At 66.0% G+C, this 24,327-nt stretch carries 13 protein-coding genes and 1 pseudogene; 7 read left to right on the forward strand and 7 right to left on the reverse strand.

What is annotated here, in order from left to right; genetic code table 11:
• Window positions 1-17: 17 nt before the first annotated feature.
• The 3 genes from PQR08_RS11715 to recC are packed head-to-tail and all read right to left on the reverse strand — an operon-like array spanning window position 18 to window position 9,123.
• Entirely contained in the window at window positions 18-2,027 is a 2,010-nt protein-coding gene (locus PQR08_RS11715) for an AAA family ATPase (protein ID WP_250483374.1), read from the reverse strand.
• Window positions 2,024-5,728 (reverse strand): exodeoxyribonuclease V subunit beta, encoded by a 3,705-nt coding sequence (gene recB, locus PQR08_RS11720; protein WP_250483373.1) that lies wholly within the window; start codon window positions 5,726-5,728, stop codon window positions 2,024-2,026. Before recB ends, PQR08_RS11715 begins: the two co-directional genes overlap by 4 nt.
• Complete coding sequence (gene recC / locus PQR08_RS11725; protein WP_250483372.1) at window positions 5,725-9,123, reverse strand: exodeoxyribonuclease V subunit gamma; 3,399 nt, start codon at window positions 9,121-9,123, stop codon at window positions 5,725-5,727. The genes recB and recC overlap by 4 nt, the downstream gene beginning before the upstream one ends.
• A gap of 193 nt (window positions 9,124-9,316) precedes the next feature.
• On the opposite strand from recC, the gene PQR08_RS11730 reads away from it, so the two are divergent.
• Window positions 9,317-11,866 (forward strand): FUSC family membrane protein, encoded by a 2,550-nt coding sequence (locus tag PQR08_RS11730; RefSeq protein WP_250483371.1) that lies wholly within the window; start codon window positions 9,317-9,319, stop codon window positions 11,864-11,866.
• Between the two features lie 14 nt (window positions 11,867-11,880).
• Here PQR08_RS11730 and PQR08_RS11735 read toward each other — a convergent pair whose 3' ends face one another.
• Both PQR08_RS11735 and PQR08_RS11740 read right to left on the reverse strand, forming a co-directional pair.
• A complete protein-coding gene (locus PQR08_RS11735; protein ID WP_035510494.1) occupies window positions 11,881-12,099 on the reverse strand; it encodes a hypothetical protein in 219 nt (72 codons plus the stop codon).
• Between the two features lie 324 nt (window positions 12,100-12,423).
• Window positions 12,424-12,897, reverse strand: a complete 474-nt coding sequence (locus PQR08_RS11740) for an Lrp/AsnC family transcriptional regulator (RefSeq protein WP_014190921.1) — start codon at window positions 12,895-12,897, stop codon at window positions 12,424-12,426.
• A gap of 127 nt (window positions 12,898-13,024) precedes the next feature.
• Here PQR08_RS11740 and PQR08_RS11745 point away from each other — a divergent pair, with 127 nt between their 5' ends.
• Window positions 13,025-13,624 carry a cysteine dioxygenase family protein gene (locus PQR08_RS11745; protein WP_250483370.1) on the forward strand — a complete coding sequence of 200 codons (600 nt, stop codon included), beginning with the start codon at window positions 13,025-13,027 and terminating at the stop codon, window positions 13,622-13,624.
• Between the two features lie 7 nt (window positions 13,625-13,631).
• Here PQR08_RS11745 and PQR08_RS11750 read toward each other — a convergent pair whose 3' ends face one another.
• Both PQR08_RS11750 and PQR08_RS11755 read right to left on the reverse strand, forming a co-directional pair.
• Window positions 13,632-16,265 (reverse strand): mechanosensitive ion channel family protein, encoded by a 2,634-nt coding sequence (locus tag PQR08_RS11750; protein ID WP_250483369.1) that lies wholly within the window; start codon window positions 16,263-16,265, stop codon window positions 13,632-13,634.
• Between the two features lie 115 nt (window positions 16,266-16,380).
• Window positions 16,381-16,857, reverse strand: coding sequence for a BCAL1086 family glycoprotein (locus tag PQR08_RS11755; protein ID WP_250483368.1), 477 nt, complete (start codon window positions 16,855-16,857; stop codon window positions 16,381-16,383).
• Between the two features lie 191 nt (window positions 16,858-17,048).
• Here PQR08_RS11755 and PQR08_RS11760 point away from each other — a divergent pair, with 191 nt between their 5' ends.
• The 5 genes and pseudogenes from PQR08_RS11760 to PQR08_RS11780 all read left to right on the forward strand — a co-directional run.
• Complete coding sequence (locus PQR08_RS11760) at window positions 17,049-17,630, forward strand: DJ-1/PfpI family protein (protein ID WP_250483367.1); 582 nt, start codon at window positions 17,049-17,051, stop codon at window positions 17,628-17,630.
• A 202-nt stretch (window positions 17,631-17,832) separates the two neighbouring features.
• On the forward strand, window positions 17,833-18,132 hold the full coding sequence (locus tag PQR08_RS11765; RefSeq protein WP_238210244.1) for a hypothetical protein: 300 nt from the start codon (window positions 17,833-17,835) through the stop codon (window positions 18,130-18,132).
• Window positions 18,133-18,664: 532 nt separating this feature from the next.
• Window positions 18,665-19,498 (forward strand): IclR family transcriptional regulator, encoded by an 834-nt coding sequence (locus PQR08_RS11770; RefSeq protein ID WP_250483366.1) that lies wholly within the window; start codon window positions 18,665-18,667, stop codon window positions 19,496-19,498.
• A gap of 324 nt (window positions 19,499-19,822) precedes the next feature.
• Window positions 19,823-21,178 carry an MdtA/MuxA family multidrug efflux RND transporter periplasmic adaptor subunit gene (locus tag PQR08_RS11775; RefSeq protein ID WP_035510467.1) on the forward strand — a complete coding sequence of 452 codons (1,356 nt, stop codon included), beginning with the start codon at window positions 19,823-19,825 and terminating at the stop codon, window positions 21,176-21,178.
• 21 nt (window positions 21,179-21,199) lie between these two features.
• A pseudogene (locus PQR08_RS11780) lies at window positions 21,200-24,325 on the forward strand (MdtB/MuxB family multidrug efflux RND transporter permease subunit); the annotation flags it as partial.
• Window positions 24,326-24,327 lie beyond the last annotated feature (2 nt).

Consider the following 24,327-nt stretch of genomic DNA (forward strand, 5'->3'; position numbering starts at 1 on the left):
TCCTTCTTGTCCTGCACTCATGTGAGACGCCGTATTCTCGCCGCAAGTCCGGAATCTCGCCGCGTCGGTTCCCTCACGGCCTGCGCGAAAATCGCCGCCGAGCCGATGACCTCCACCCTGCGCTTCGCCCGCGTGATCGCCGTGTACACGAGTTCGCGCGACAGCACGCGCACGAACGCGCCGGGCAACACAAGCGCCGCGTGCTCGAATTCCGATCCCTGCGACTTGTGCACCGTCAGCGCGAACGCGGTGTCGTGCGGCGGCAGCGCGGCGGGCGACACGTAGCGCAGCGCACCATCGGCCATGCGGAACGCGACGCGCAGCGATCCGTCCACGCCCGGCAGCGCAATCCCGATATCGCCGTTGAACAGCCCGAGCGCGTAGTCGTTGCGCGTGACGATCACCGGCCGTCCCGCGAACCACTGTGCACCGAGGGCAAGCGCGATGCCCGCCTGCTCGCGCACTTTCGCGGCGATGCGCGCGTTCACTTCATCGACGCCGCGCGGTCCTTTGCGCGTCGCGCACAGCACACGGAAGCGATTGAGCGCGTCGAAGAGCCGGGCGTGATCGGCCTGCGTGCCGTCGAGCACAGCCGACAGCGCTTCGGCATACGGCGCGAAGCCTTTGGCGAGGCGCGCGAGCGTGCGCTCGGACAGCGCCGCGTCGCCGTCGTCGAAGAGCACGGCCGCGCGCGCGCCGGATGGATCGAGCGCATCGAGCGCGGCCTGTTCGTCGCCGTTGCGGATCGCGATCGACAGACGGCCGATGTCCGAGTCGAGCCCGAACCGATAATTCTTCTGCAGCCACACGACGCAATCGGTCAGCGCGCCTTCGCCTTCCTTGCTTCGCCCGCTCCAGTCATCGGGCAGCGTATCGAAGAGCGCGCCGTAGCCTTCGGAATCGTCGGCGGGCGCGATGTCGAAGAGTCCCAGTTGCGGCTCGCTCTTTGGCGTGCGGGCGTGCGGCAACGCGGCTTCGAGCCGCTTCGCATCGATCGAGAGCGCCGCCGCGATGCGCGCCTTGCCCGATACACTGAACGACGGCTGCGCGCTCAGTTCCGCGAACACCGCGCCGGCTTCCACGGCCGACAACTGATCCTTGTCGCCGAGCATCACGAGACGGCTCGCCGGCGCGACCGCTTCGAGCAGATGCGCCGCGAGCGCGACGTCGATCATCGAAGCTTCATCGACGACGATCACGTCATACGGCAAGGGATTGTCGCGATGATGCCGGAAGCGCCCGTCCGACTGCACGCCGAGCAGCCGCTGCAAGGTGAACGACGTGCGCGGCAGGCGCTCCGCGAGTTCCGGCGGCAGCTTGTCCGCGCGCTCGATGAGCGCCTCCTGCATGCGTTGCGCGGCCTTGCCGGTCGGCGCGGCGAGCGCGATGCGCACATCCGGATCGGTATCGAGCAGGCACGCGAGCACGCCGACCACCGTCGTCGTTTTGCCGGTGCCCGGGCCGCCGCTCACGATCGTAAGCCTCCCCGCCAGCGCGACCAGTGCGGCAACACGCTGCCAGTCGATGTCATCGCCCTCGCGCGGACCGAAGTAACGCGCGATGCGCCCGGCCTGCTGCGCGATGTCCTCCCGCGAGACCGGCACGCGCGCATCGCGCGAGCGTTCGACGAGCGCCTCCGCGAGCCGCCGCTCGTAGTCGAAGTAACGCGCGAGATAAAGCCGCCCATCTTCGTCGATGACGAGCGGCAAAAGATCAGCGGCGTTGCCGCGAGCGTTACTGCGCGCGAGGCACACGACGCCGCTTGCGAGCAGCGCGTCGCGCGCTTCATTGAAGTGCGCGTCGTGACGCCGGGCGAGCGCGCCGAGCGGCAGGCACACGTGCCCTTGCGCGGTCGCGCGGCTCATCGCGAGCGCGGCGCGCTCGGCCCACAGCACGCTTCGCTCGTAAGCGCCCAGCCGCGCGGCGAGCGCGCTCAGACGCCGCGCGAAGCCTTCGGCGAGCGCCGCGCTTTCGTCCGCGGGCGCGGGCACGGGGCGCGCCGCTTCCATCAAATCGAGCGTGCTCATGCGACGCCTCCCGACATCAATCGATCGAGCGCCTCGACCAGTTCCAGCGACGGCCGTCCGCGATGCACGCCGCTTGCGGATTCGCCATCTCGCCAGTCGGGACGAACGCCGCGCACGAACAGATACAGATATCCGCCGATATGCTTGTCGTACACATAGTCCGACAGGCGCGCGCGCAGGTAACGATGCAGCGCCACCACATAGATGAGCGCCTGAAGGTGATATGCATGTTCCGCCATCGCCACGGCGAGCGGCGCGGCGGCGTAGTCGGAAGCGGCATCGCCCAGATGATTCGACTTCCAGTCGATGATCCAGTAGCGGCCTTCATGCTCGACGATCATGTCGATGAATCCCTTGATGAACCCGCGCAACGCGCCGTTTTCGAGGGCGACGTCGGGAAAGCCGTGCGCGGCGAGCAAACGCCGCATCGCGGTGAAATCGAGCGCATGCGCCGGAAACAGAAACTCCAGCTCGTTCATGCGACGCGTCATCGCGATAGTCTGAAGCCGCATGGCGGGCGCGATCTCGGCGGCGACCGTATCGGCGAGCAGACGCAGCATCATCGGCCGCAGGCGCGGGGCGAGCGCGTCCGGCGCGGGCGTCGGATGCTCGTGCAGCGCGCGCTCGACGGCCGCGGGCCAGCCGGACGGCTCGGTGAAATCCGCGAGCTCGAACATGCGATGCAGGCACTCGCCCGCCGCCGCGCCGCGCGGGAACGCGAGTATGTCGTCGGGAGCGAGTTGCGATTCGTCGCGCGCGGATGGCGCTGTTCGTGCGGCGTCATCGAGCGCGGCGAGTTCGTCGTGATCGGGACGCGCTTCGGCTGGCTGCGCCTGATTCGCCTCGTCGCGCGCACCAGCCGCGATCAGCGAGCTGAAACTCGCCATGCGCCAGCGATCGCGCAGAATGCGCTGATTCACGCGCGCGGCGATCTCGTGTTGATCCGTCGCATCCGCGACGAGTGGTTCGCGCATCTCGATCACAGGCAGCGGCGCGACGCCGATCGCGCCGTCCGAGCGCGCCGCGACCGCATTCCACGCCGCGACGATATCCGCTTCCTCGGGCGGCCCGTCGCAGAACGCATCGAAATCTTTCCCGCTGCCCGCGACGAGCCAGTTGAGCACGCTGCGACGCGATTCCTTCGTCGATCGGTTCGACACATAGAAACCCGCCACGACATAGCAGCGGAACACCGCACGCGTCAACGCGACGTAGACGAGACGCGCGCGCTCGGCCGCCTGCTCACGCGCGATCGCCGCGCTTACGTGATCGTCTTCATCGCCTTCGATGCCGTAATGGAGCACGGCTTCGCCCGCGTCGTCGTGATACTCGCGCGCGTCGGGCAAGCCCGATTTCGACCGCTCGCGCGACGCGCCGTCGTTCAGGAACGGACAGAACACGACCGCGTATTCCAGTCCCTTCGACTTGTGAACGGTCACGATCTGCACGAGATTGCGGTCCGATTCGAGGCGCAATTGCGCTTCCTCGCCGCCGCCTTGCTGCTCGCGTTGCGCTGCGAGCCAGCGCAGCGTCGGCGCGATGCCGGGCTGTTCGGCCGAACGCGCCTGCAGCAGCTCCGCCAGATGATTCACGTTGGTGAGCCTGCGCTCGCCGTCGGGCCGTGCGACGAGACGCGTCGCGATCGACAATTCGCGCGCGAGCGTGCGCCACATCACCGCGAAGCCGCGCTCATGCCAGATCGTGCGATAACGCGAGAAGCGCTCGACCCAGCTCGTCGAATCGATCGGCTCGCCGTGCGGATCGGCCGCGTCCGCGTGCTCCAGCCGCCAGAGCGCGGCGGCGTCGAGGCCGAACCAGTCGGTCGCGAGCGCCGCGCGCAAACGGCGCAAATCGCCCGGCGTGTCAATGGCGGCGAGCACGCGCTCGATCTGCTCGGCGTCGGGCGAGCCGAACACCGACGCCTGCGCGAGCTCGACGCTGCCGATGCCCCACGCCGCGAGCACGCGCTTCACGAGACTGCCCTGCCGGTGCGTCTGCACGAGCACGGCGATATCGCCCGCCGAAAGCGGCGCGCGGCCGATGGTCACCTCGCCGCGCTGCGCGCCGCGCAAGAGCCGCGCGATCTCGGCGGCGCAGGCTTCGGCGGCATCGCGCTGCGCGGTGGTTTTCAGGAGCGCCGACTCGCCGTGCGGCAGCATCCACACGCAGAAATCGGCGATATCGGCATAGGCCGCGGCTGGCGTGCCGTCGACGAACGGCCCGCGTTTGCGAGTGCCGGCGCGCACCGGCTGATAGTCGAGACCATCGAGAATGAACGCCGCCGGATTCGCTTCAAACACGCGATTGCACGCCTCGATGATCTGCGGCGTCGAGCGCTGATTGACCGCGAGCGTATAGCGCGCGCTCGCGCCCTCGCGCGCCGCGAGATACGTGTGCAGATCGGCGGCGCGAAAGCTGTAGATCGCCTGCTTCGGATCGCCGACGAGAAAGAGCGGCCCGTGCGGCGCGAACACGCGGTTGAAGATCGCGTATTGCAGGGGATCGGTGTCCTGGAATTCGTCGATGAGCGCCGCCGGATAGCGCGCGCGCAACGCCTCGGCGAGCCACGCGTGCCTGACGAGCGCGTGATGCAGGTTCGACAGCAGATCGTCGAACGATACGACGCGGCGCGCGCGCTTTCTCGCGGCGAGTTCCGCGGGCGCGTGATCGAGCCACTCGCGCACGATGTCGAGCCACATCGCGCGCTGCGACGCCTCGGCTGCGGCGGCGGACGCGGCGAGCGCATCGGCCTGATCGAAAAACGCGTGCGCGGGCGGCGTGTTCTTGCCCTTGGTGCCCTTCGCGAGCGCGGTCGCGGTGAGCTTGAGCGCCTCCTTCGGCGGCGGCGCGTGACAGTCGGCATTGGCGAAGTAGTCAGCCCACGCGTCGATGGCCGCGTCGAGGATCGTGCGCTTGTGCGTCGTCTTGTTGAGGATGGCTTCGGCGTCGCAGAGCAGCTTCGCGATGCCGTCGCGTTCGGCGTTCCACAACGCGCAGGCCTGGTCGAACAGCGCCTGCATGTCGGCCGCTTCGGCGGCATTCGTATCGCCGAAGCGCAGCGCCGCGAGCGGCTTTTTCAGACGCCGGGCGAGCTGCGCATCGAGCGACGCCGGCCCCGCGCCCTTCGCGACGAGCCACGACGCGAACGACGGCGTGCGCGCCGCGACCGGCTCCACGCGCTCGCGCCAGAAATCCGCCGCGAGCTCGAAACGCAGCGCGCTGTCGTCGGCTTCCATCTCGAACGCGAACGGCATCGCGGCGGCGAACGGCGCCTCTTGCAGCGCGCGCTGGCAGAACGCGTGAATCGTGTGGATCGCGGCCTGATCGAAGGTGGACACGGCGATGCGCAAGCGCTTCGCGGCCTCGTCCGCGTCGATCTCTGCGAGCGTCGTTTCGAAGAGCTGCTCGATGAACGGATCGCCGGCCGCATCGCCATTTTCGATCGCATGCGCGACGCCCGCGAGCCGCGAGCGGATGCGCTCGTGCAACTCGGCGGTCGCCGCCTTCGTGAAGGTCACGACGAGAATCTGCTCGACAGACAGGCGCTTTTCGAGCAGCAGCCGCACGTACAGCGCGCAGATGTTCCAGGTCTTGCCCGTGCCGGCGGAAGCCTCGATCTGATTCACGCCATCGAGCGCGCAGGAGAATACGTCGAGTTCCTGCACGCCGGTGTCATCCATGAATGTCGTGAGGTTCGTCATGCGCCGCTCCGCAGATGTTGTACGAGCGGATCGAACACGATGCGCGCGAGCTCGGCGAAGGTGTCGTCGAGCTCGAGGTCCGCGCCGCGAAACGCGATGCGAAACACCGGATCGTCGGATTCGGCGCGCGTGCGTTCGGACTCCCACGCGGCCTGCGCTTTCGAGTCACCCTCTTTCACCTTGAGCCATGCGCTCTTCGGAAAGAACCTGAGCGGCATGCGCCGTCCTGCGCGATAGAGCGACGCCAGCGCGGCGAGATGCGCGAGCGGATCGGCGACGGGCATCAGCTCGAAATCCGCCGATTGCGACCCGCGCCCGTGCCAGATCGTGCGGCGCGGGCCATCGGGCAGCGCCGCGCAATACGCGAGATGCGCGAGCCACGCGGACAGATAATCTCGCGCGCGCGGCGCATCGTAGCGATAGATCACCTGGCCTTGCGGCGTCAGCGCGTTGAGCGTGCCGACGAGCGTCATCGGACGAACGTCGATGAGCGTGTCGTCATATGCGCCGAAGAGCGCGATGCCCGCGGTGTCGGGCCAGCGCGGCTTGAGATCAAGCGAGAACGGCAGGCGCTCGACACCCGCCGATGTCGAAGCGCGCACGCGTTCGGCCAGTTGCCCGAGCGCGTGAAGCTCGCGCGCCTGCCACACGCCGCCCGTCGCGCCGCCGGGCATTTCCGGACTCGCGCGCGCGACGCGTCTCGCGCGTTCGCGTGCGGCGCGCTCGCCGTCGTCGGCGGCTTCGAGCAGCGCGGGCAGTACGCGCGCGGCGAGCGCATCGCGGCCCGCGAAGCCCAGTTCGAACGGCTCGGTTTCGTCGAGTTCGGCTTCGGCATCGACGAGCGCAATGCCAAGGCGGTCACGCAACAGCGCGCGCGCGGGATGGCGCCAGAAGCGCACGAAGTCGTCGAACCCGACGGTCTGGACGTCCTCCTCCGGCGGCAAGGGCGCGGAGAAAAACCGCGCGACGGACTGCGACTTGCCCGATTCCAGCGCGCGAGCGAGTTCGGCGCGCTCGGGCTCGTAGGTGAAGAGCCTGCCGTCCGCGTGAAAATATTCCGGCGCATACGGCTGCAACGGATGCTCGAACACGAAACGCGCGCGCGCCGCTTCGAGCTCGTCGGGCGCGGCATGTTTGCCCGCGACGGACTGCGCGAGATAGTCGAGCAGTTCGTCGATGAGCGCGGCGGGCGGCAGCACCGCGTTGTCGCGGATACTGCGCCCCGTGTACGCGATCATGAACCGATCGCGCGCGGCGAGCATGAGATCGAGGAACAGATTGCGCTCGTCGTCGCGGCGCTGACGGTCGCCGAGCTTGCCGAAACGCGCCATCAGATCGAACTCGTCGGCGCGCGTGAGGCTCGGCAGCATGCCGTCGTCCATGCCGAGCAGGCACACCACGCGATACGGCAGGCCGCGCAGGCTCGTCAACGACGAGAACGTGACGCCGCCCCACGGCACCCCGCCGCGTGCTGGATCGTCGAGCGTATCGGTGAGCGCGGTGCGGATCACGGCAGCCGATACGTCGGTCTCGCCCGCGCCTTCGTCCATCGCGATGACGAGCGAATCGATCGCGCGGCGCACGTCGCCGATGGCGTCGGTGAACGCGACGCCCGCGTCGAAGAAACGTTCCAGCGCGTCGAGCAGCAGATCGCCCCAGGCGCGCGCGGTGCGCGACGTGGCGATGCGTTCGGCGAACGCGTCGATGTCGTCGACGAAGCGCGTCAGACGGCCGAGCAACTCGGCGTCGGAGCCGTTCGCGCCTTCGATCGGCAGCCATTCGTCGACAGGCGCGCCGCCACCCGGCAGCGCGTAACCGAGATAGAGGCGCGTGAGGGCGTCGGCGAACGTGTGGCGCGCGGCGGGCACGTCGGCGGCGGTGACTTCGTCGGGCCGCAATCCGCGACGCGCGCCCGCCGCGGCGAGCCACGCCTGCGCGGTTTCGAGCGCGATGGCGTCGATGCCGTAGCGCGCCGCGATCGCATCCACGCGCAGCCATTCGACGAGTTCGGGCGCGCCGACGCTGCGCTCGGTGAGCGCGAGCCAGTCGATGAGCGCGCGTGCGACCGGATTCGCCTGCGACGGCGGCAGGCCCGTGATGCGATACGGAATGCGCCGCCGCTCGTTGCTCGCGCCCGCGGGCGCGGTGCCGAAGATGCCGTCGATGAGCGGCCCCGCCACCGCGAGATCCGGAAACGCAACGAGCACGTCCGACGGCTCCAGGCCTTCGATCTCGTCGAACCAGTCGAGCAGACGATCGTGCAGCACTTCGAGCTGGCGCGACAGGCTATGACAGACATGCACTTCGATGCCGTTCCCGACGATCGTTTCGGGCTGCGGCTCGACACTTTCTTCATCGAGCGCGAGGATGCCGTTCTGCACGCGCGCGAGCCACGTCGGCGCGGGATTGTCCTCGAAGAGTTGCCGCTCGCTCGACGCCGCGCTTTCGGTCAGCTCGTGCAGCATGTGCAGTTGCGCCTGCGTCTGTCGGCCCCATTCCGCGAGCAGCGGATGGCCGACTTCCTGATAGTCGGCTTCGCCCTTCAGTTCGAGTTGCTCGACGCGCGCCTCGCTCACGATGTCGTACCAGAACTCGCGGCAAGGATTCTGCGCATAGACGCGCACGTCGATCCAGCGCGACAGCTCGCGCAACAGCGCGATATGCAGCGGCGGCATCGTCGGCAAGGCGAACACGCTGATGCGGCGCGGCCATTGCGCATGCATCACGGCATCGAGATCGAGGCGGGGCGCATCGGCGAGAAAGCGGTACGCGGGCGGCGTCGGATCTCTTTCGGCGCCGTTTGCATCGTGTGCGAGGTCCGCGAGCAGCGCGCGCCACAGCGCCGCCTGCCAGCGCTCGTCCTCGCGCTGGATATCGTTCGCGCCCGCAAGACGCGGGCCGCGCGCATCGGTCTCGACACCACTGCCCGCGAGAATCGAGCCGCCCGCCTGCCAGTGCGTGAGCCACTCGGGCCGATATGTCAGATAGTGATCGAAGACCGTCGCGATGCGGCGCGCGAGCTCGTAGCGCATCGAATCGTCGGCGGCGTCGAGATATGTCGATAGCCGCGCCGAATCGCCGATCGACGGGTCTTCGAACAGCCGGTAGCAGCGCCACGCAAGCCGGTCCGGCGCGAACGGCGAATGCACGGCCACGGGCAGCACGCGCCCGATCTGCGCCCAGAGCCACTGCGCGAGATAGCAAAAATCGACGTTCGCGCAGATGCCGAAGCGCTCGGCCATGTCGAGTTCGAGCCGCCGCCGCACGGCCGCGCTCGGCACGATGACGGCTTCGCGCGCGAAGGGATCGCTCTCGCGCATCGCGAACGCGTCGAGGTCCTCGAAAAGCGCAGCGGCGAGCGTCTCGTGACGATTCGAATAAAAGAGTTCGAGCATGGAAGCGCCGTTGCTATGCGGCCTGAAATGGCGGGATTCGAAAAGCTTTGTAAGTCCAGGCGCCAGCATAGCAAAGCGGGCGCGGTGACGAGAACCTGGCCGAATGGCCGAGGTCAGAAGCCCGGTAGAGTTGGGTTAGACTCGTTTCTCGCCTCGTCCCCAGAACATCAACGAGCGTCAAAACAGGAAGTCGATGCGCTATTCGTTCGAAATCAGGAAGTTTATTTACAGCCAGTATTTCTTCGGCGGCTTGCGCATCGCTTTGGGCGTGTCGCTGCCCGCCGTCCTGATGCTCATCGTCTTTCATAATCGCGAGCTCGGCTTCACGATCGCGACCGGCGCGCTCGGCGCATGCGTCGTCGACATGCCCGGCCCGCTCAGGCACAAGCACAACGAGATGCTCGCCTGCACGTCGATCGGCTTCCTCGCGGCGCTCGCGACGGGTATCGCGACCGCGCATCCGATCGCGCTCTGGCTGACCATCGTGCCGCTGACTTTCGTGCTGTCGCTGATCGTCGTGTATGGCAATCGCTGGCCGCAGATCAGCTTCGCAACGCTCTTCATGATGGTCGTCACGCTCGAAGAGCATTTCACGCCGATGCAGGCGCTCATCAACGCTTCGTGGATTCTGCTGGGTGGCCTCTGGTACACCTACTGGGCGACGCTCGTCTCCCGCCTGCTCGTGTATCGCATCGAGCAGCAGGCGCTCGCCGAAAGCATTTTCAGTTGCGCGGAGTATCTGCTCGCGCGCGCCGAGTTTTATGACGGCGACGCCGATCTCGACGAGTGCTACCGCGTGCTCATCGAAAAGCAGATCGCGGCCGTCGAGCGGCAGGAAGCGGCGCGCGACATCGTGCTGCGCAACCTGCCGAAAGTGAAGAGCGGCAAGCTCGACGCGCGGCGCGCACGGCTCTTCAATCTTTTCATCAACGTGGTGGATCTGCACGAGTTCTTCGTCGGCGCGCATACGGATTATCCGCTTGTCAGAAAGACGTTCGCGGGTTCGGACGTGCTCATCTTCTATCGCGACCTGATGCGCAAGGCGAGCGCGGATCTCGAAGAAATCGGACTCGCGGTGCTGCAGAACAATCCGGCCGGACGGCAGATCAGCATGAAGGCCGAATTGCGCGCGATCGAATACGAACTCGAACTGATGCGCAAGCACGGTCTGCCGGAGAAGAATCCGGAAGCGTATACGGCGGCGGCGGCGGTGTTCAGGCGGCTCTGGAGCGCGACGCGCCTCATCGACAAGATGCGCCGCCGCACGCGCGACGGCGCGAGTGCGATCGAAACCGAAGTGCAGATCGATCACGCGTTGTCGCGCTTCATATCGAGCCGGCGCGTGCCGTTCATGCAGATCTTTTCGAATCTCACGATGTCTTCGCCGAGCTTCCGTCACGCGCTGCGCGTGACGATCGCTGTGGGCATCGGCTTCTGGCTCGGACGTCTGCTGCCGCTCACGAACGCGTACTGGATCGTGATGACGACCGTCATCATCCTGAAGCCCGGCTATTCGCTCACGAAGCAGCGCAACACGCAGCGGATCATCGGCACGGCGATCGGCTGCGCGGTGACCATCGCGCTGATTCTGTTCGTGAAGGAGCCGCATATCCTGCTCGTCGTGATGTTCGCGTCGATGGTCATGAGCTATAGCCTCCTGCTCTTCAACTACGCGGCGAGCGTCGTGTTCACCTCGTCGTATGTGCTGCTGATGTTCCACCTGCTCGCGCCCGGCAGCTTGCGGCTCATCGGCGAGCGCGCGATCGATACCGTGGTCGGCTGCGCGATCGCCATCGCGGCGAGCCATCTTTTCCCCTATTGGGAATACCGGTTGATGGGCAAGCTCGTGAAGGATCTGCTCGCCGCGACACGCAATTATCTGGAAGCAAGCTGGTGGTGGCGTGCGAAGCCGGCCACGCCGGCGGAAAAGGCGCGCGCGGCTTCTTCATCGGCGGTGGAAACGCCCGTCGAGCGCGCGGTGTTCGCCGATGCCAACGCGGGCGCGGTGGCGTCGTCATCGGTTGTCGAGGCGCCCGTGCAAACGGTGACCATCACGGCAGTCGCGGCCAACGAGCCGAACACCGCCACGCCGCCGCTCGATCCGGCAGTGGTCGCCGATTCGGCAATGAAAGCCGCGAGCGCGACTGCCCAACGCTTGTCGTCGGTGAGTATCGGGGAAAGCACGGCGGCCACGGCGAGCAAGGGCGCGTCCGCAGCGGCGACGGTCGCCGCCACCGCGCTCGACCGCGACTTCCGTTACCGGCTCGCGCGCAAGAACGTGCATATCGCTTTCGCCAATCTCGCGCAGGCGTTCCAGCGCATGATGCTCGAACCGAAGGCGCAGCAACGGTACGTCGCTGAATTGAACGATCTGCTCGTGCAAAGCCATGTGCTCGCCTCGCAGATCACGGCTGCCGCGCCGCTTTTGCAGTCGCTCAACGAAGCGGGCGGCCAGCCGTTCGAACCGGTGCAGCGCACCTTCGGCATCGTGCGCGACAACCTCGCCGACGCCGTGGGCGAACTGCCCGCCGCGCCGAAGCCCGATGCGCCGCCCGCACAAGCGGACGCGCTCAAGGAGCTGCGGCGCGATCTGGACAAAATGGTCGTCGATGCCGAGCGCGCGCAATCGCTGTCCGCCGATGCGCTTCACGATCTCAAGCTGCTCGCGCATCAATGCAAGCAGATGCTGACGGCGTCGTCGCTCATCGGCAAGGACGCCGCGCAGATTCGCCTGCCAGTGTGAACGCCGCTTAGGCGCTACTGCGATGCGCCGATCGCAGGGACCGCGGGACGCACGTCGCTCGCGGCGGACGGTTGCGCGTTTTGCTGATCGAACTCGCGCTTTTCGCGAATCGCGTTGAAGAGGATCGTGCCGATCACGAGCAGCACCACGACAACGATGAACACGCTGACCGCGCGGGTCGGGTTCTTCGGCTTACCGTCCGGGCGGCGAGAATCGCGGGGGTCGTGGTTCATGAAAAGGTTCGTGGCGACGTTTCGGGAATGACCCGACATGGTACCCGTATCGGGTTTCAGTTGGATTGCGGGGCGCGACGATTCGCGGCACTTGCACTCATGTCGTTTCGATACGCGCGCGCCGGTCGCGAAATTCTCTACTGCACCGCGCCGCTTGAAGAAAGCCCGTCCGGACGACGATACTGAATGCGATTCGATGCGCGTCCGATCCCGGCGCGGGTGGCAGGTGCAGGTGCCGGGATGATCTGTGACCGGACGTGTTGAGCCGCCCGCCCGGGCGGCCTTTTTTGTTTCATCATCCTAAGTTAATGCGCTCGCGAACGCTCAAGGCGCAAGCGTCGGCCGCACAGGCAGCGCCGTCGAATACTTGATCTGCTCCATCGCGAAACTGGAACTCACGTCGTACAAAGGCACCGCTCGAATGAGCTGCTTGTACACGCGGTCGTAATCGTCGATATCCGACACCACGACCCGCAGCAGATAGTCGGTTTCGCCGCTCATCCGATACACCTCGACGACTTCCGGAATATCGCGGACCGCGCGCGTGAAATCCTCGGCCCACGTCTGCGTGTGCTGATTCGTGCGCACCGCGACGAATACCGTCGTACCGACGCCCAGTTTCTTCGGATCGCATAGCGCCACCTGCGCGCGGATCACGCCCGTCTCTTTCAGACGCTGCACGCGCTTCCAGCAAGGCGTCTGCGACAAATTCACTCGTTGCGCGAGTTCCGCGATGGGCATCGTCACGTCGTTCTGCAGCAATTCGAGCAGTTTGCGGTCGATGAGGTCCATTCCCATGCTGCACCCCTTATAGGAAATTATTCTATTTCTCGATGGTCGAGCGAAATTATATGGAAACTAATTCTGGAGGCAAGCCGGTATAAATGAGTGGATCAGGTAACAACGAAAAGACGGCTCATCCACTATGCAACTCGAACATGTCAGCCGCCCGGCGCGGCCCTTCCCTCCGGCTTCGCCGGCGTCCGAATCCGCTGCCTGCATAAGCCCGGCGCTCGACCAATTGTGCCGCGAGCTCGATGCGGCTTTCGCGGCCGCCGAAACGGGTTCGCAGGCTGCGTTCGGGCAGCGCGTGCGACTTGCGCTGCAACGGGCGATCGCCGATCCGGCCGTGCTGCGCCCCGATCAGCGCGCGGGCAATCCGCAGACCTATTGCCGCCATCTGCTCGCCGCCGATCCGCTCAACCGCTATGCAATCGCCGCGCTCGTCTGGGCGCCGGGGCAGGCGAGCCCGGTGCATGGTCATCGGACGTGGTGCGGCTATGCGGTGATCGAAGGCACGCTCGAGGAAACGCTGTATCGCTGGGACGCAGTGGAGCATCGCGCGATCGAAACGCGGCGTCATCCACGCCCGCCGGGCGCGGTGTCGTATGTGGGCGCGGGACGCGGCGCAATTCATCAGCTCGGCCTTTGCGCCGATGCCGCCGCGCGCGCCGTGTCGCTGCACGTCTACGGCGTCGCGGGCGAGCAGATCGCCACGCACGTCAACGATCTGCTCGCAGCCTGAAGCAGGCTCAGCCTTTTCCGGGCTCGGACGCCGTCGGAATCTGCGGCGGAATCGGCACGGACTGATCGGTCGGCGGGGGCGCGGGCTGCGGCTCGTGCGACACATCGCGCGCCGCGGCTGTCGCCTCTTCTTCCACCGCGGGCGGCGCCCCGCCCGTCCAGATGCGCCGCGCGCGCTCGCGCCCTTCGGCGGCGTCGGCGCCGAGCATCGCGTCGCGCGTCATCTGCACGTGCATCTGCGGCACCGGAATCTCCATGCCGGCTTCGTCCATCTTGCGCTTGATGCGCAGATTGAACGCCCGCGCGACGCTCCATTGCTGCAGCGGCCGCGTCTTGATCTGCCCTTTCACGACCATCCAGTTCGGATCGAAACGGTCCAGCCCCCACACTTCGACCGGCCCCAGCATCTCCAGCCGATAGCGGAAATCGTCCATCAGCTCGGCGCCGACTTCGCGGATCATCTGCGTGACTTCATCGACGTCGGCCGAAAACGGCACGCGCACCTCGAACACCGCATAGGCGAAATCGCGCGACAGGTTCTTGACCGTCTTGATCTGCGAGAACGGAATGGCGTGGATCGCGCCCTGACCGTCGCGCAGGCGCACGGTGCGAATCGTCAGGCTTTCGACGATGCCCGCGTGACCGCCCTCGACCTCGATCGAATCGCCGACCGAGATCGTGTCCTCGATGATGATGAAGAGTCCCGTGATCAGATCCGCGACGAGCGACTGCGCGCCGAAGCCGACCGCAAGGCCGATCACGCCCGCGCCCGCGAGCAGCGGCGTCACGTTGAGGCCGAGATTCGCGGCGGTGACGATCGCCGCGACCGTCAGCAGGAACACGAACACGACGTTGCGCACGAGCGGCAGCATCGTGCGGGCGCGCATGCTCGGGCCGCGTCCGCCGCGCCGCGCCGCGTCCGGCCTGAGCGCCTCCTGAATGCCCGTGTCGATGAGAATCCAGATCAGCCACACGACGAAGAACGTCAGCACGATCATCGCGACGGCGTGCGTGATGCCGCGCGCGGCGACGCTCTCCTCGGCCATGTGGGCGAGCGAAAAGCCCCAGAACCGCGACGACAGTTCGAGGAACACGAGCCACACGCCGACCACGATCATCGTGCCGACGAACTTGACGAGTCTGCGCACATACGCCGATTGCCGGCGCGGTTTGCGCGACTTGGGCCGCGTGATGCGCACGATGATCGCGGAAAGAAAGAACGCGATGACGAGCAGGCCCGCCGTCGCGATCGCCATCTGCAACACGTTCTCCGACGTGCCGATGCCCATCAGCGTCGCCACCACCGACGCCGACGCGAGCAGCAAGAGCGGCAGTTGCCACAGCGACGCGACCACTTCGAAGGTTTCGGTCGCGGCCTTGCGCGTGTTGCGCTGCTCGTAGCTCCGGCTTCGGATCAGATGCGCGACGGGCCGCTGGAACGCGAGCGCGAAATACGCGGTGAGGCCCGCCGCGCCCATGTTCGCGCAGGTCGAAATGAGGCCGGCGAGATTGGTGCCCAGTTGCTGCGCGACGTCGTAATTGGCGGCGGCGTCGCCGAGCGCGCCGAGCGTGCCGATCAGGAACAGGAGCCGCCGCGCGCGGATGATCAGCAGGTTCACCGCGACGCGGCGGTGCGCCGAACCGAACAGCGAGAACATGATGAGACAGATCGCCGAGAACACCGCGCCCGCGACGATTGCGTACGCGGTGACCATCGCGAGCGTGCGGCCGAGCGACAGCGGCATGTAATGCGTAAAGGTCAGCGCCGCGAGAAACGCGAACAGGTACGGCGCCACGCGGCGCAGCGTGAAGAGCAGCAGTTCGCGCGTCGTCGGATTCGAGTGCAGGCCGGTGTCGATGCCGTAACGCGCCTGCACGCGCCGCTGCAGATAAACGAGCGTCAGCGCGCACGCGGCCCAGCCAGCGAGCATCGCAAAGAAGTTGAAGAGCGTGCGGCCGAACGTCTCGCGGCTCTGGCTCGTGACGATCGTGAAAAGCTCGTTGCCGGCCGCGTTGAAGCGTCCGATCCAATAGGCGATCGGCGTCTTGCCGCGCTTCACGTCCGCTTCGATATTGGTGAGCGCCGACGCGATCGCGCCGAGCAGCCCCGCGTTCTGCGCGATGGTCGCCACCACCGACGATGCCGTCGAGCCGGATGTCGGCGTCGCGCCTGCCGCGGCCGTGCCGCTCGCGGTTACGTCCGTCGTCGCGGAAGCCGCCGCCGCGCCGGATGCGGGAACCGTGGCGTCGGCCGCGCGTTTCGCGTCGCGCAGATGCTTCAGTTGCGAAATGAGCGCGGCGCGCTGCTTGTCGCTGTCGAGCGTTGCGATGATGTTGTCGAGCGAGCGCACCATGTCGGCATCGGACATGGCGGGCGCGGACGCGGCATCCGGCGCGGACGCGGGCGCGGCCGGCGTGATCAGTTCCTGAAAGGTGGGCAGCGTGAGCGCGGAAGCGGCGTGGGCGGCAGGCGTCGCGAGCGCGATCGACGCGACGAGCACGGCAAGCACCGACGACATGACCTGCGAAAAACCGCGCGACGCGTGGCGCACGAGCGCGGCGCAAGAAAGCGCGAACGCCCCCATCCAGGACATCGCGACAGACGCCGCCGCGCGCACGGGCGCGAGCTTGCGTAACTTCATAACGGTCTCGATTTCTGAAAGACCGCCAGTTTAGCGGCTGCGACCGGAACGCCGCCCAATCGGGACGTAACCGAATGTTAAGCCGATTCGCCCCGTTTTCTCAGACGAATGAGCGCTATTTATCCATCTCCGTGCGGGTGCCGCTGCTGCCGTCGGCTGCCGGGCTCGCGACCGAACCCTGCGCACTCGCCTGCGGATTCGACGCGCCGCCGCTCGTCGCGGACCATTCCTGCAGCTTGCGTCCCGCCGATTGCAGGCCCGCGCCGGTCGCGCTCGCGGCATTGTTGATGGCGGCGTTCGTCGCGCTCGCGGCGCCGTCGAAATTCGATCGCGCCGACGCGGCGACGCTGCTCGCCGACACGTCGGGCATCGAACCGGCGTTATCGACATTCTGTTGCGCCGACTGCTTCGCCGCATCGACCTTCGCGCCGACATAGCTCGCGGCCTGATCGAACTTCTGGCTCGTCTGGCTCGCGAGGTTGTTGAATGCGCCCGCGGCCTGTCCCGCGGTTGCGTCGTGCTTCTCGCACGCGGCCAGCACGCCGAGCGCGGCGAGCGCCACGGCGATGCGGCTCATGGGATTCATTTGCATGGTGTTACCTTCTGCCCGATTCGTGATCTCAAAAGTCGCGCACATCATACGCTGCCGCTGCGATACCGCTCCGGAATGCAGTTCCGGCGTGTCACATGCGAAGCGTGACATGAATAGTAGACTGGTCCGCGTTGCGCGCCTTGCGCGCGGCACGGTGCATCCGACAACCCATTCCCTGACGAGGTCTAGCGATGGCTGCGAAGAAGATTCTTTTCCTTACCGGCGATTTTGCCGAGGACTATGAAACGATGGTCCCGTTTCAGGCGCTGCAGGCCGTCGGCCATACGGTCGATGCAGTCTGCCCGGGCAAGCGGCGCGGCGACTACGTGAAGACGGCGATCCACGATTTCGAGGGCGACCAGACCTACACGGAGAAGCCCGGGCATCGCTTCACGCTCAACGCGAGCTTCGATGATGTCGATCCGGCCCGTTACGACGCGCTCGCGATCGCGGGCGGCCGCGCGCCGGAATATCTGAGGCTCGACGATCGCGTGCTGGAACTGGTGCGCCATTTCGCGCAGTCGAACAAGCCGATCGCCGCTGTCTGCCACGGCGCTCAGGTGCTCGCGGCGGCGGGCGTGATCGAGGGACGGCGCATTTCCGCCTATCCGGCTTGCGCGCCGGAAGTGCGTCTCGCTGGCGCGACTTTCGCCGATATCGCCGTGGACGACGCCGTGACCGATGCGAATTTCGTGACCGCGCCCGCGTGGCCCGCGCATCCGGCGTGGATCAGGCAGTTTCTTACGCTGCTCGGCACGCGAATCGAACTCTGAAACCTTGCATCGCAGGGGAACCTGACTGGCGCGAAGGCCGCGCCAGTCCTTACGAATACCTGCCAACGGAAGTGCCGCCCGTGAAAAGCGGCAAATAGAATTTTCCCTCTACATTTAAGAGACTTCTGGTTTTGGAGCGTACCGGGCTGACATATATTCGCCGGCGTCCCGCCTCCCCACACAGTCTCGCTCCATGCTTCTCATGAATTTCGCTGTCGCCCTGGTCGCAGGGTTGATCCTGTTCGAGCCGTTTACCCGCGCCCCCGTCTCCCGCTTCACCACGCCCCGCATGCGCCGCAATCTCGCCAGCCGCTCGTTCTACCAGGCGGGCGTGGCATTCCTGACGGCGTTGTTCATCGCGACGAGCCCGCCCGCGCCGGAACGCATTTCCCCGCTCCTGGTGCTGGCCGTCGCGCTGCTGCTGGTATGCGCGAGCGTCTACTGGATTGCGCGCGGCAAGCGCCTGCTCAAGCAGCCTCGCGTGTTCAACAACATGTACTGATTTCCACGACGCGGCGCCCTGTGCGCCCCGTTTGCCATCGCGCGGTGAAGGTCTTCGCCGCCGATTTCCCGCCTCGCACCACCCTTCCCTCCGGCATCCCGATCCAGCGACCGCACGCGGCATCCAGGCGACTCGTGCCCGTTCAGGTATATTCGCCAACGGCTTCGACTAAGCGAGTACGAAAAAAAAGGCGCTACGTTGCCGTAGCGCCTTAAAAGTTCTAGCCATTCCGAGGGCCGTGCTAGAACCTGAGAGCCTGTATTTCGAGCCCTGAGCGGAAAGCGCCGATGCGCACATCACCCCGGTTTCGAAATTCGGTTCCATTTTTTCCGGGATCGCTGCCTAAGTCAAGCAAAACTTCACGGTCCGGGCAACTGCCCAAACTTCGTTCAAGGTGCGACCGTTGCGGGAAAAGTTTCATCGTGTATGCAGCTTATCGTGAAGGCTTGCATCGTTTGCAAGTTTCGCGGTGTCGCCCTGTAGAATCGCGACCTATCATCAAATAAAACAATGTTTCACAAAACGAATGCCTATGCAAAATGAACGGTCGCCAGGCCGGGAACGCGCCCGGGAAAAAGACGGCGAAGAAGTCACGGCTCTCGCCCGCGGGCTCGATGTGTTGCGCCGGATTGCCGCCGCCGATGCGCCCGTGAGCAATCGCGAACTGACGGACTGGACCGGCATCCCCAAGCCGACGATCTCGCGCATCACCGCGACGCTCGTCGGCGCCGGCCTGTTGCTGCGACTGCCCGACAGCGAGCGGTTCGTGCTGACCGCATCGGTTCTCGAACTGAGCAACGGATTCTTACGCAACTTCGATATTCGTGCACGAGCACGCCCGTTCCTCATCCGGCTCGCGGAACGTACCGGCCTGTCCGTCCACCTCGCCGTGCGCGATCGTCTTGAGATGGTTGTAATCGATGCCATCCGGCCACGCTCGGCCGTCCTGGTTTCGCGGCTCGAAGTCGGCGGAAGGATGGACCTGTGCCGCACGGCGGTCGGCCGCGCGTATCTCGCGGTGCTCTCGGAGCCGGATCGGCGCGCGCTCATCGGCAGTTTGCAGACCGCATCGGGCGACGACTGGCCGGCCGTCGCGGGCGGTTTGCAGCGCGGCCTCGACGATGCCCTGCGCCTCGGCTTCGCGACCTCCGTCGGCGAATGGCACCATGGGCTGAACGCGGTCGCGGCGGGCTTCGTGGGGCCGTCGGAGGAACGGTATTCGGTCAATTGCGGCGGGGCCGCGCATCAGTGCCCGCAGGACATACTCACCGGCGAAGTCGCGCCGGCCCTGCTCGATTGCATCGAGCAGATCACCCGCGAGATCGGCGGCTCGCGCGCGTCGAACGCGATACGCGCCGCCGGGTAGACTACGCGGCTGCACGGCGCGCAAGCGAAGCCCATCGAAAGCTCGGGTCGGCGCGCGTGTAACAGTCGTAATCAACAGAAAGAATGGCCGGTAGACGGCCTCGGGTGCGGGACGTAGCATCATGCTTCGCGCGCACCGGGGCCGCGCCGGATTCCCGGCCTGATCGACAGGCAGGCTTTCCAGCCGCTTTCGACGGCCCCCGCATTCTCACGGCCTCCGCTTCGGTCACGGTTCATGCGCGCGGCGCATCGCCTTGCGCGTCCGAACCGCGACCGCCGCCCGTCCGCGCTCCGTACAGATTTGAAAGACCCAGCCACCGAACCGATGGACGACCAAAAGAATCCTTCCGCGCAACCGCGCCCGACGCCTCCAACGCCCGCCGCCTACGAACCCGCGCAGCGGCGGCGCCGGATCGTTCCGCTCATCGTCGCGATGCTGATCGTCGCCGGCGCGATCGCATGGTGGCATCCGTGGAATCGCGGCAGCACCGGCGGCACGAACGCTCCGCAGGACGCGCGTCAGGGCGGACGGCGCGGCGCGCAAGCGGCGAACCAGCCGCAACCGGTGCATGTGGCGACCGTCACACAAGGCGAAATGCCCGTCGTCATCAATTCGCTCGGCACCGTCACGCCGCTCGCGAACGTCACGGTCAAGACGCAGCTGAACGGCACGCTCGTCGATGTCGCCTTCAGGGAAGGCCAGATGGTCAAGAAGGGCGACGTGCTCGCGCAGATCGATCCGCGTCCCTATGAAATCTCGCTGCGCAACGCGGAAGGCGCGCTCGCGAAAGATCAGGCGTTGCTGCAGACCGCGCGCCTCGACTTGCAGCGCTATCAGACGCTGCTTTCGCAGGACTCCATCGCGAAGCAACAGGTCGACACGCAAGCGTCACTCGTCAAGCAATACGAAGGCGCGGTGAAGTCCGATCAGGCGAATGTCGATACCTACAAGCTCGATCTGACCTACGCGCGCATCACCGCGCCGGTATCGGGGCGCGTGGGTCTGCGTCAGGTCGATCCGGGCAACTACGTGACGACGGGCGACACCAACGGCGTCGTCGTCATCACGCAGTTGCAGCCGATCAGCGTGATCTTCACGACCTCCGAGGACAACCTCGCCGCCATTCTCAAGCCGCTGCACGCGGGCACGAAGATGTCGGTGACCGCGTACGACCGCGCGAACACGACGCCGCTCGAAGCGGGCTTCCTCGAAACCGTCGACAACCAGATCGATACGACCACCGGTACCGTGAAGCTGCGCGCCACCTTCGACAACAAGGAAAGCATGCTCTTCCCGAATCAGTTCGTGAACACGAAGCTGCTCGTCGATGTGATCAAAAACGCGACCATCGTGCCCACTTCCGCGGTGCTGAACGGCTCGTCCGGTGCGTTCGTCTATGTCGTGAAGCCGGACAACACCGTCACGGTGCGCAACGTGAAGACCGGTCCGGTCGATGGCGAGCGCACCAGCATCAAGTCCGGGCTGCAAACGGGCGAGCGCGTGGTGATCGACGGCTCCGACCGCCTGAAGGAAGGCGCGAAGATCACGATCCCGGCCGAAAAGGCGAAGGCGGCGTCGGCTGCTTCCGGTGCTTCCGGTGCGTCGGCGGCCGCGCCGGCTTCGGCGGCATCGGGCGCACGGCATGGCGGGCATCGACGTCAGCAGTCGCAGCAGCAGTAATCGCAGGCATCACGTAATGAATCCGGCATGAACCCATCTCGTATTTTTATTCTGCGTCCGGTCGGCACGGCGCTCCTGATGGCGGCGATCATGCTGGTCGGCCTCGTCGCGTTGCGCTTTTTGCCGCTCTCGGCGCTGCCCGCCGTCGACTATCCGACGATCCAGGTCCAGACGTTCTATCCGGGCGCGTCGCCGGACGTGATGACATCGAGCGTCACCGCGCCGCTCGAAAAGCAGTTCGGGCAGATGGCGAGCCTGAACCAGATGTCGTCGCAAAGCTCGGCGGGCGCATCGGTAATCACGCTGCAGTTCAGCCTCGACTTGCCGCTCGATATCGCCGAGCAGGAAGTGCAGGCGGCGATCAACGCAGCGGGCAACCTGCTGCCGTCCGATCTTCCCGCGCCGCCGATCTACGCGAAGGTGAACCCGGCAGACGCGCCGATCATGACGCTCGCGGTGAGCTCGAAAACATTGCCGCTCACGCAGGTGCAGGATCTCGCCGACACGCGCCTCGCGCAGAAAATTTCGCAGGTCGCGGGCGTGGGCCTCGTGTCTGTGAGCGGCGGCAATCGTCCCGCCGTGCGCATCCGGGCGAACACGCGCGCGCTCGCATCGTACGGACTCAACATCGACGACCTGCGCACGACGATTTCGAACCTCAACGTCAACACGCCGAAGGGCAACTTCGACGGCCCGACGCGCGCCTACACGATCAACGCGAACGACCAGCTCACCGACGCCGACGCCTACAAGAGCGCGGTGGTCGCCTATCGCAACGGCCGCCCGGTCATGCTGACGGACGTCGCGACCATCGTGCAGGGCCCGGAGAACACGAAGCTCGGCGCGTGGGTCGATGCGACACCCGCGATCATCCTGAACGTGCAGCGCCAGCCGGGCGCGAACGTGATCGCGGTCGTCGACGGCATCAAGAAAATCCTGCCGCAGTTGCAACAGGCGCTGCCGGCGGCGCTCGACGTGCGCGTCGTCACTGACCGCACCACGACCATCCGCGCATCGGTGCGCGACGTGCAGTTCGAGCTCGCGCTCTCCGTCGTGCTGGTCGTGCTGGTGATCTATCTCTTCCTCGCGAACGTCTACGCGACCATCATCCCCAGCTTGTCGGTGCCACTCTCGCTCGTCGGCACGCTCGCGATCATGTATCTGTGCGGCTTCTCGCTCGACAACCTCTCGCTGATGGCGCTGACCATCGCGACAGGCTTCGTCGTCGACGACGCCATCGTGATGATCGAGAACATCGCGCGCTACGTCGAGGAAGGCGAACCGCCGCTCGAAGCCGCGTTGAAGGGATCGAAGCAGATCGGCTTCACCATCATCTCGCTGACGGTTTCGCTCATCGCCGTGCTGATTCCGCTGCTCTTCATGGGCGACGTGGTCGGCCGCCTGTTCCACGAATTCGCGATCACGCTCGCGGTGACCATCGTCATTTCTGCGATCGTCTCGCTCACGCTCGTGCCGATGATGTGCGCCAAGCTTCTGCGCCACACGCCGCCGAAGGAGAGCAAGCGCTTCGAGGCGCGCGCGCACCAGTTCATCGATTACGTGATCGGGCGTTATGCGGTCGCGCTGACCTGGGTGCTGGAGCGTCAGCGCGCGACGCTCTTCGTGTTCGTGCTCACGCTCGTTTTCACGGCCGTGCTGTACGTGTACATTCCGAAGGGCTTCTTTCCCACGCAGGACACGGGCGTGATCCAGGCGATCACGCAGGCGCCGCAGGCGGCGTCGTATCAGGCCGTCGCGGAGCAGCAGCAGGCGCTCGCGCAGAAAGTCCTGCAGAACCCGGATGTGGAAAGTCTGACCTCGTTCGTCGGTGTCGATGGCACGAACATCACGCTCAACAGCGGCCGCATGCTCATCAACCTGAAGCCGCGCGACGACCGCAGCAACACGTCGAGCGACATCATCCGCAACATTCAGGGCGAAGTCGCGGACATTCCCGGCATCAAGCTCTACATGCAGCCGGTGCAGGACCTGACGATCGATTCGACCGTCAGCCCGACGCAATACCAGTTCATGCTGACGGACCCGAATCCGTCCGAATTCGCCGAATGGGTGCCGAAGCTGGTCGAGCGCCTGCAGCACACGTCGGTCCTCACCGATGTCGCCACCGACCTGCAGCAGAACGGCCAGTCGGTGTATATCGAGATCGACCGCGCGACCGCCGCGCGCTTCGGCATCACGCCCGCGACCGTCGACAACGCGCTCTACGACGCATTCGGCCAGCGGATCATCTCGACCATCTTCACGCAGTCGAACCAGTACCGCGTGATTCTCGAAGCGGAACCTTCCGACGCCCACTACAGCGACACGCTCAACGGCATCTACCTGCCCTCTTCCACCGCGAGCAACGGGCAGGTGCCGCTCTCGGCGATTGCGAAGTTCCATGAACGCGCAGCGCCGCTGCTCGTCACGCACCTCGGCCAGTTCCCGGCGACGACCGTTTCCTTCAATCTCGCCAAGGGCGCGTCGCTCGGCGAAGCGGTGAAGGCGATCGAGCAGGCGAAAGAGGACATCGGCCTGCCCGCGTCGTTCCAGATCCGCTTCCAGGGCGCGGCGCTCGCGTTCCAGGCGTCGCTGTCGAACGAACTGTTCCTGATTCTCGCGGCCATCGTGACGATGTACATCGTGCTCGGCGTGCTGTACGAGAGCTTCATCCATCCGATCACCATTCTTTCGACGCTGCCGTCCGCGGGCGTCGGCGCGCTGCTCTCGCTGATGATCACCGGGCACGATCTCGACATCATCGGGATCATCGGCATCGTGCTTCTGATCGGCATCGTGAAGAAGAACGCGATCATGATGATCGACTTCGCGCTCGAAGCCGAACGCGACCAGGGCAAGTCGCCGCGCGAGGCGATCTTCCAGGCGTCGCTGTTGCGCTTCCGCCCGATTCTCATGACCACGATGGCGGCGCTGCTCGGCGCGCTGCCGCTGATGCTCGGCTGGGGCGCGGGCTCGGAGCTGCGGCATCCGCTCGGCATTGCGATCGTCGGCGGTCTGATTGTGTCGCAATTGCTCACGCTCTTCACGACGCCGGTGATCTATCTCGGCTTCGATTCGCTCGCCCGCAAGCTGCGCGCGCGTTTTCATCGAAGCACGCCCCCGGCGCCGGCGAGTGAGGGACGCTGAGC

Source organism: Caballeronia jiangsuensis (assembly GCF_046030135.1).
Lineage (GTDB): Bacteria > Pseudomonadota > Gammaproteobacteria > Burkholderiales > Burkholderiaceae > Caballeronia > Caballeronia jiangsuensis.

Bases quoted from the DNA above. Each gene is read 5' to 3' on its own strand.
- PQR08_RS11760 (WP_250483367.1), top strand. From the start codon at position 17,049: ATGGCTGCGAAGAAGATTCTTTTCCTTACCGGCGATTTTGCCGAGGAC.
- PQR08_RS11715 (WP_250483374.1), bottom strand. From the start codon at position 2,027: ATGAGCACGCTCGATTTGATGGAAGCGGCGCGCCCCGTGCCCGCGCCC.
- PQR08_RS11740 (WP_014190921.1), bottom strand. From the start codon at position 12,897: ATGGGAATGGACCTCATCGACCGCAAACTGCTCGAATTGCTGCAGAAC.
- PQR08_RS11735 (WP_035510494.1), bottom strand. From the start codon at position 12,099: ATGAACCACGACCCCCGCGATTCTCGCCGCCCGGACGGTAAGCCGAAG.
- PQR08_RS11745 (WP_250483370.1), top strand. From the start codon at position 13,025: ATGCAACTCGAACATGTCAGCCGCCCGGCGCGGCCCTTCCCTCCGGCT.
- PQR08_RS11755 (WP_250483368.1), bottom strand. From the start codon at position 16,857: ATGCAAATGAATCCCATGAGCCGCATCGCCGTGGCGCTCGCCGCGCTC.
- PQR08_RS11765 (WP_238210244.1), top strand. From the start codon at position 17,833: ATGAATTTCGCTGTCGCCCTGGTCGCAGGGTTGATCCTGTTCGAGCCG.
- PQR08_RS11730 (WP_250483371.1), top strand. From the start codon at position 9,317: ATGCGCTATTCGTTCGAAATCAGGAAGTTTATTTACAGCCAGTATTTC.
- recB (WP_250483373.1), bottom strand. From the start codon at position 5,728: ATGACGAACCTCACGACATTCATGGATGACACCGGCGTGCAGGAACTC.
- PQR08_RS11775 (WP_035510467.1), top strand. From the start codon at position 19,823: ATGGACGACCAAAAGAATCCTTCCGCGCAACCGCGCCCGACGCCTCCA.
- PQR08_RS11770 (WP_250483366.1), top strand. From the start codon at position 18,665: ATGCAAAATGAACGGTCGCCAGGCCGGGAACGCGCCCGGGAAAAAGAC.
- PQR08_RS11750 (WP_250483369.1), bottom strand. From the start codon at position 16,265: ATGAAGTTACGCAAGCTCGCGCCCGTGCGCGCGGCGGCGTCTGTCGCG.
- recC (WP_250483372.1), bottom strand. From the start codon at position 9,123: ATGCTCGAACTCTTTTATTCGAATCGTCACGAGACGCTCGCCGCTGCG.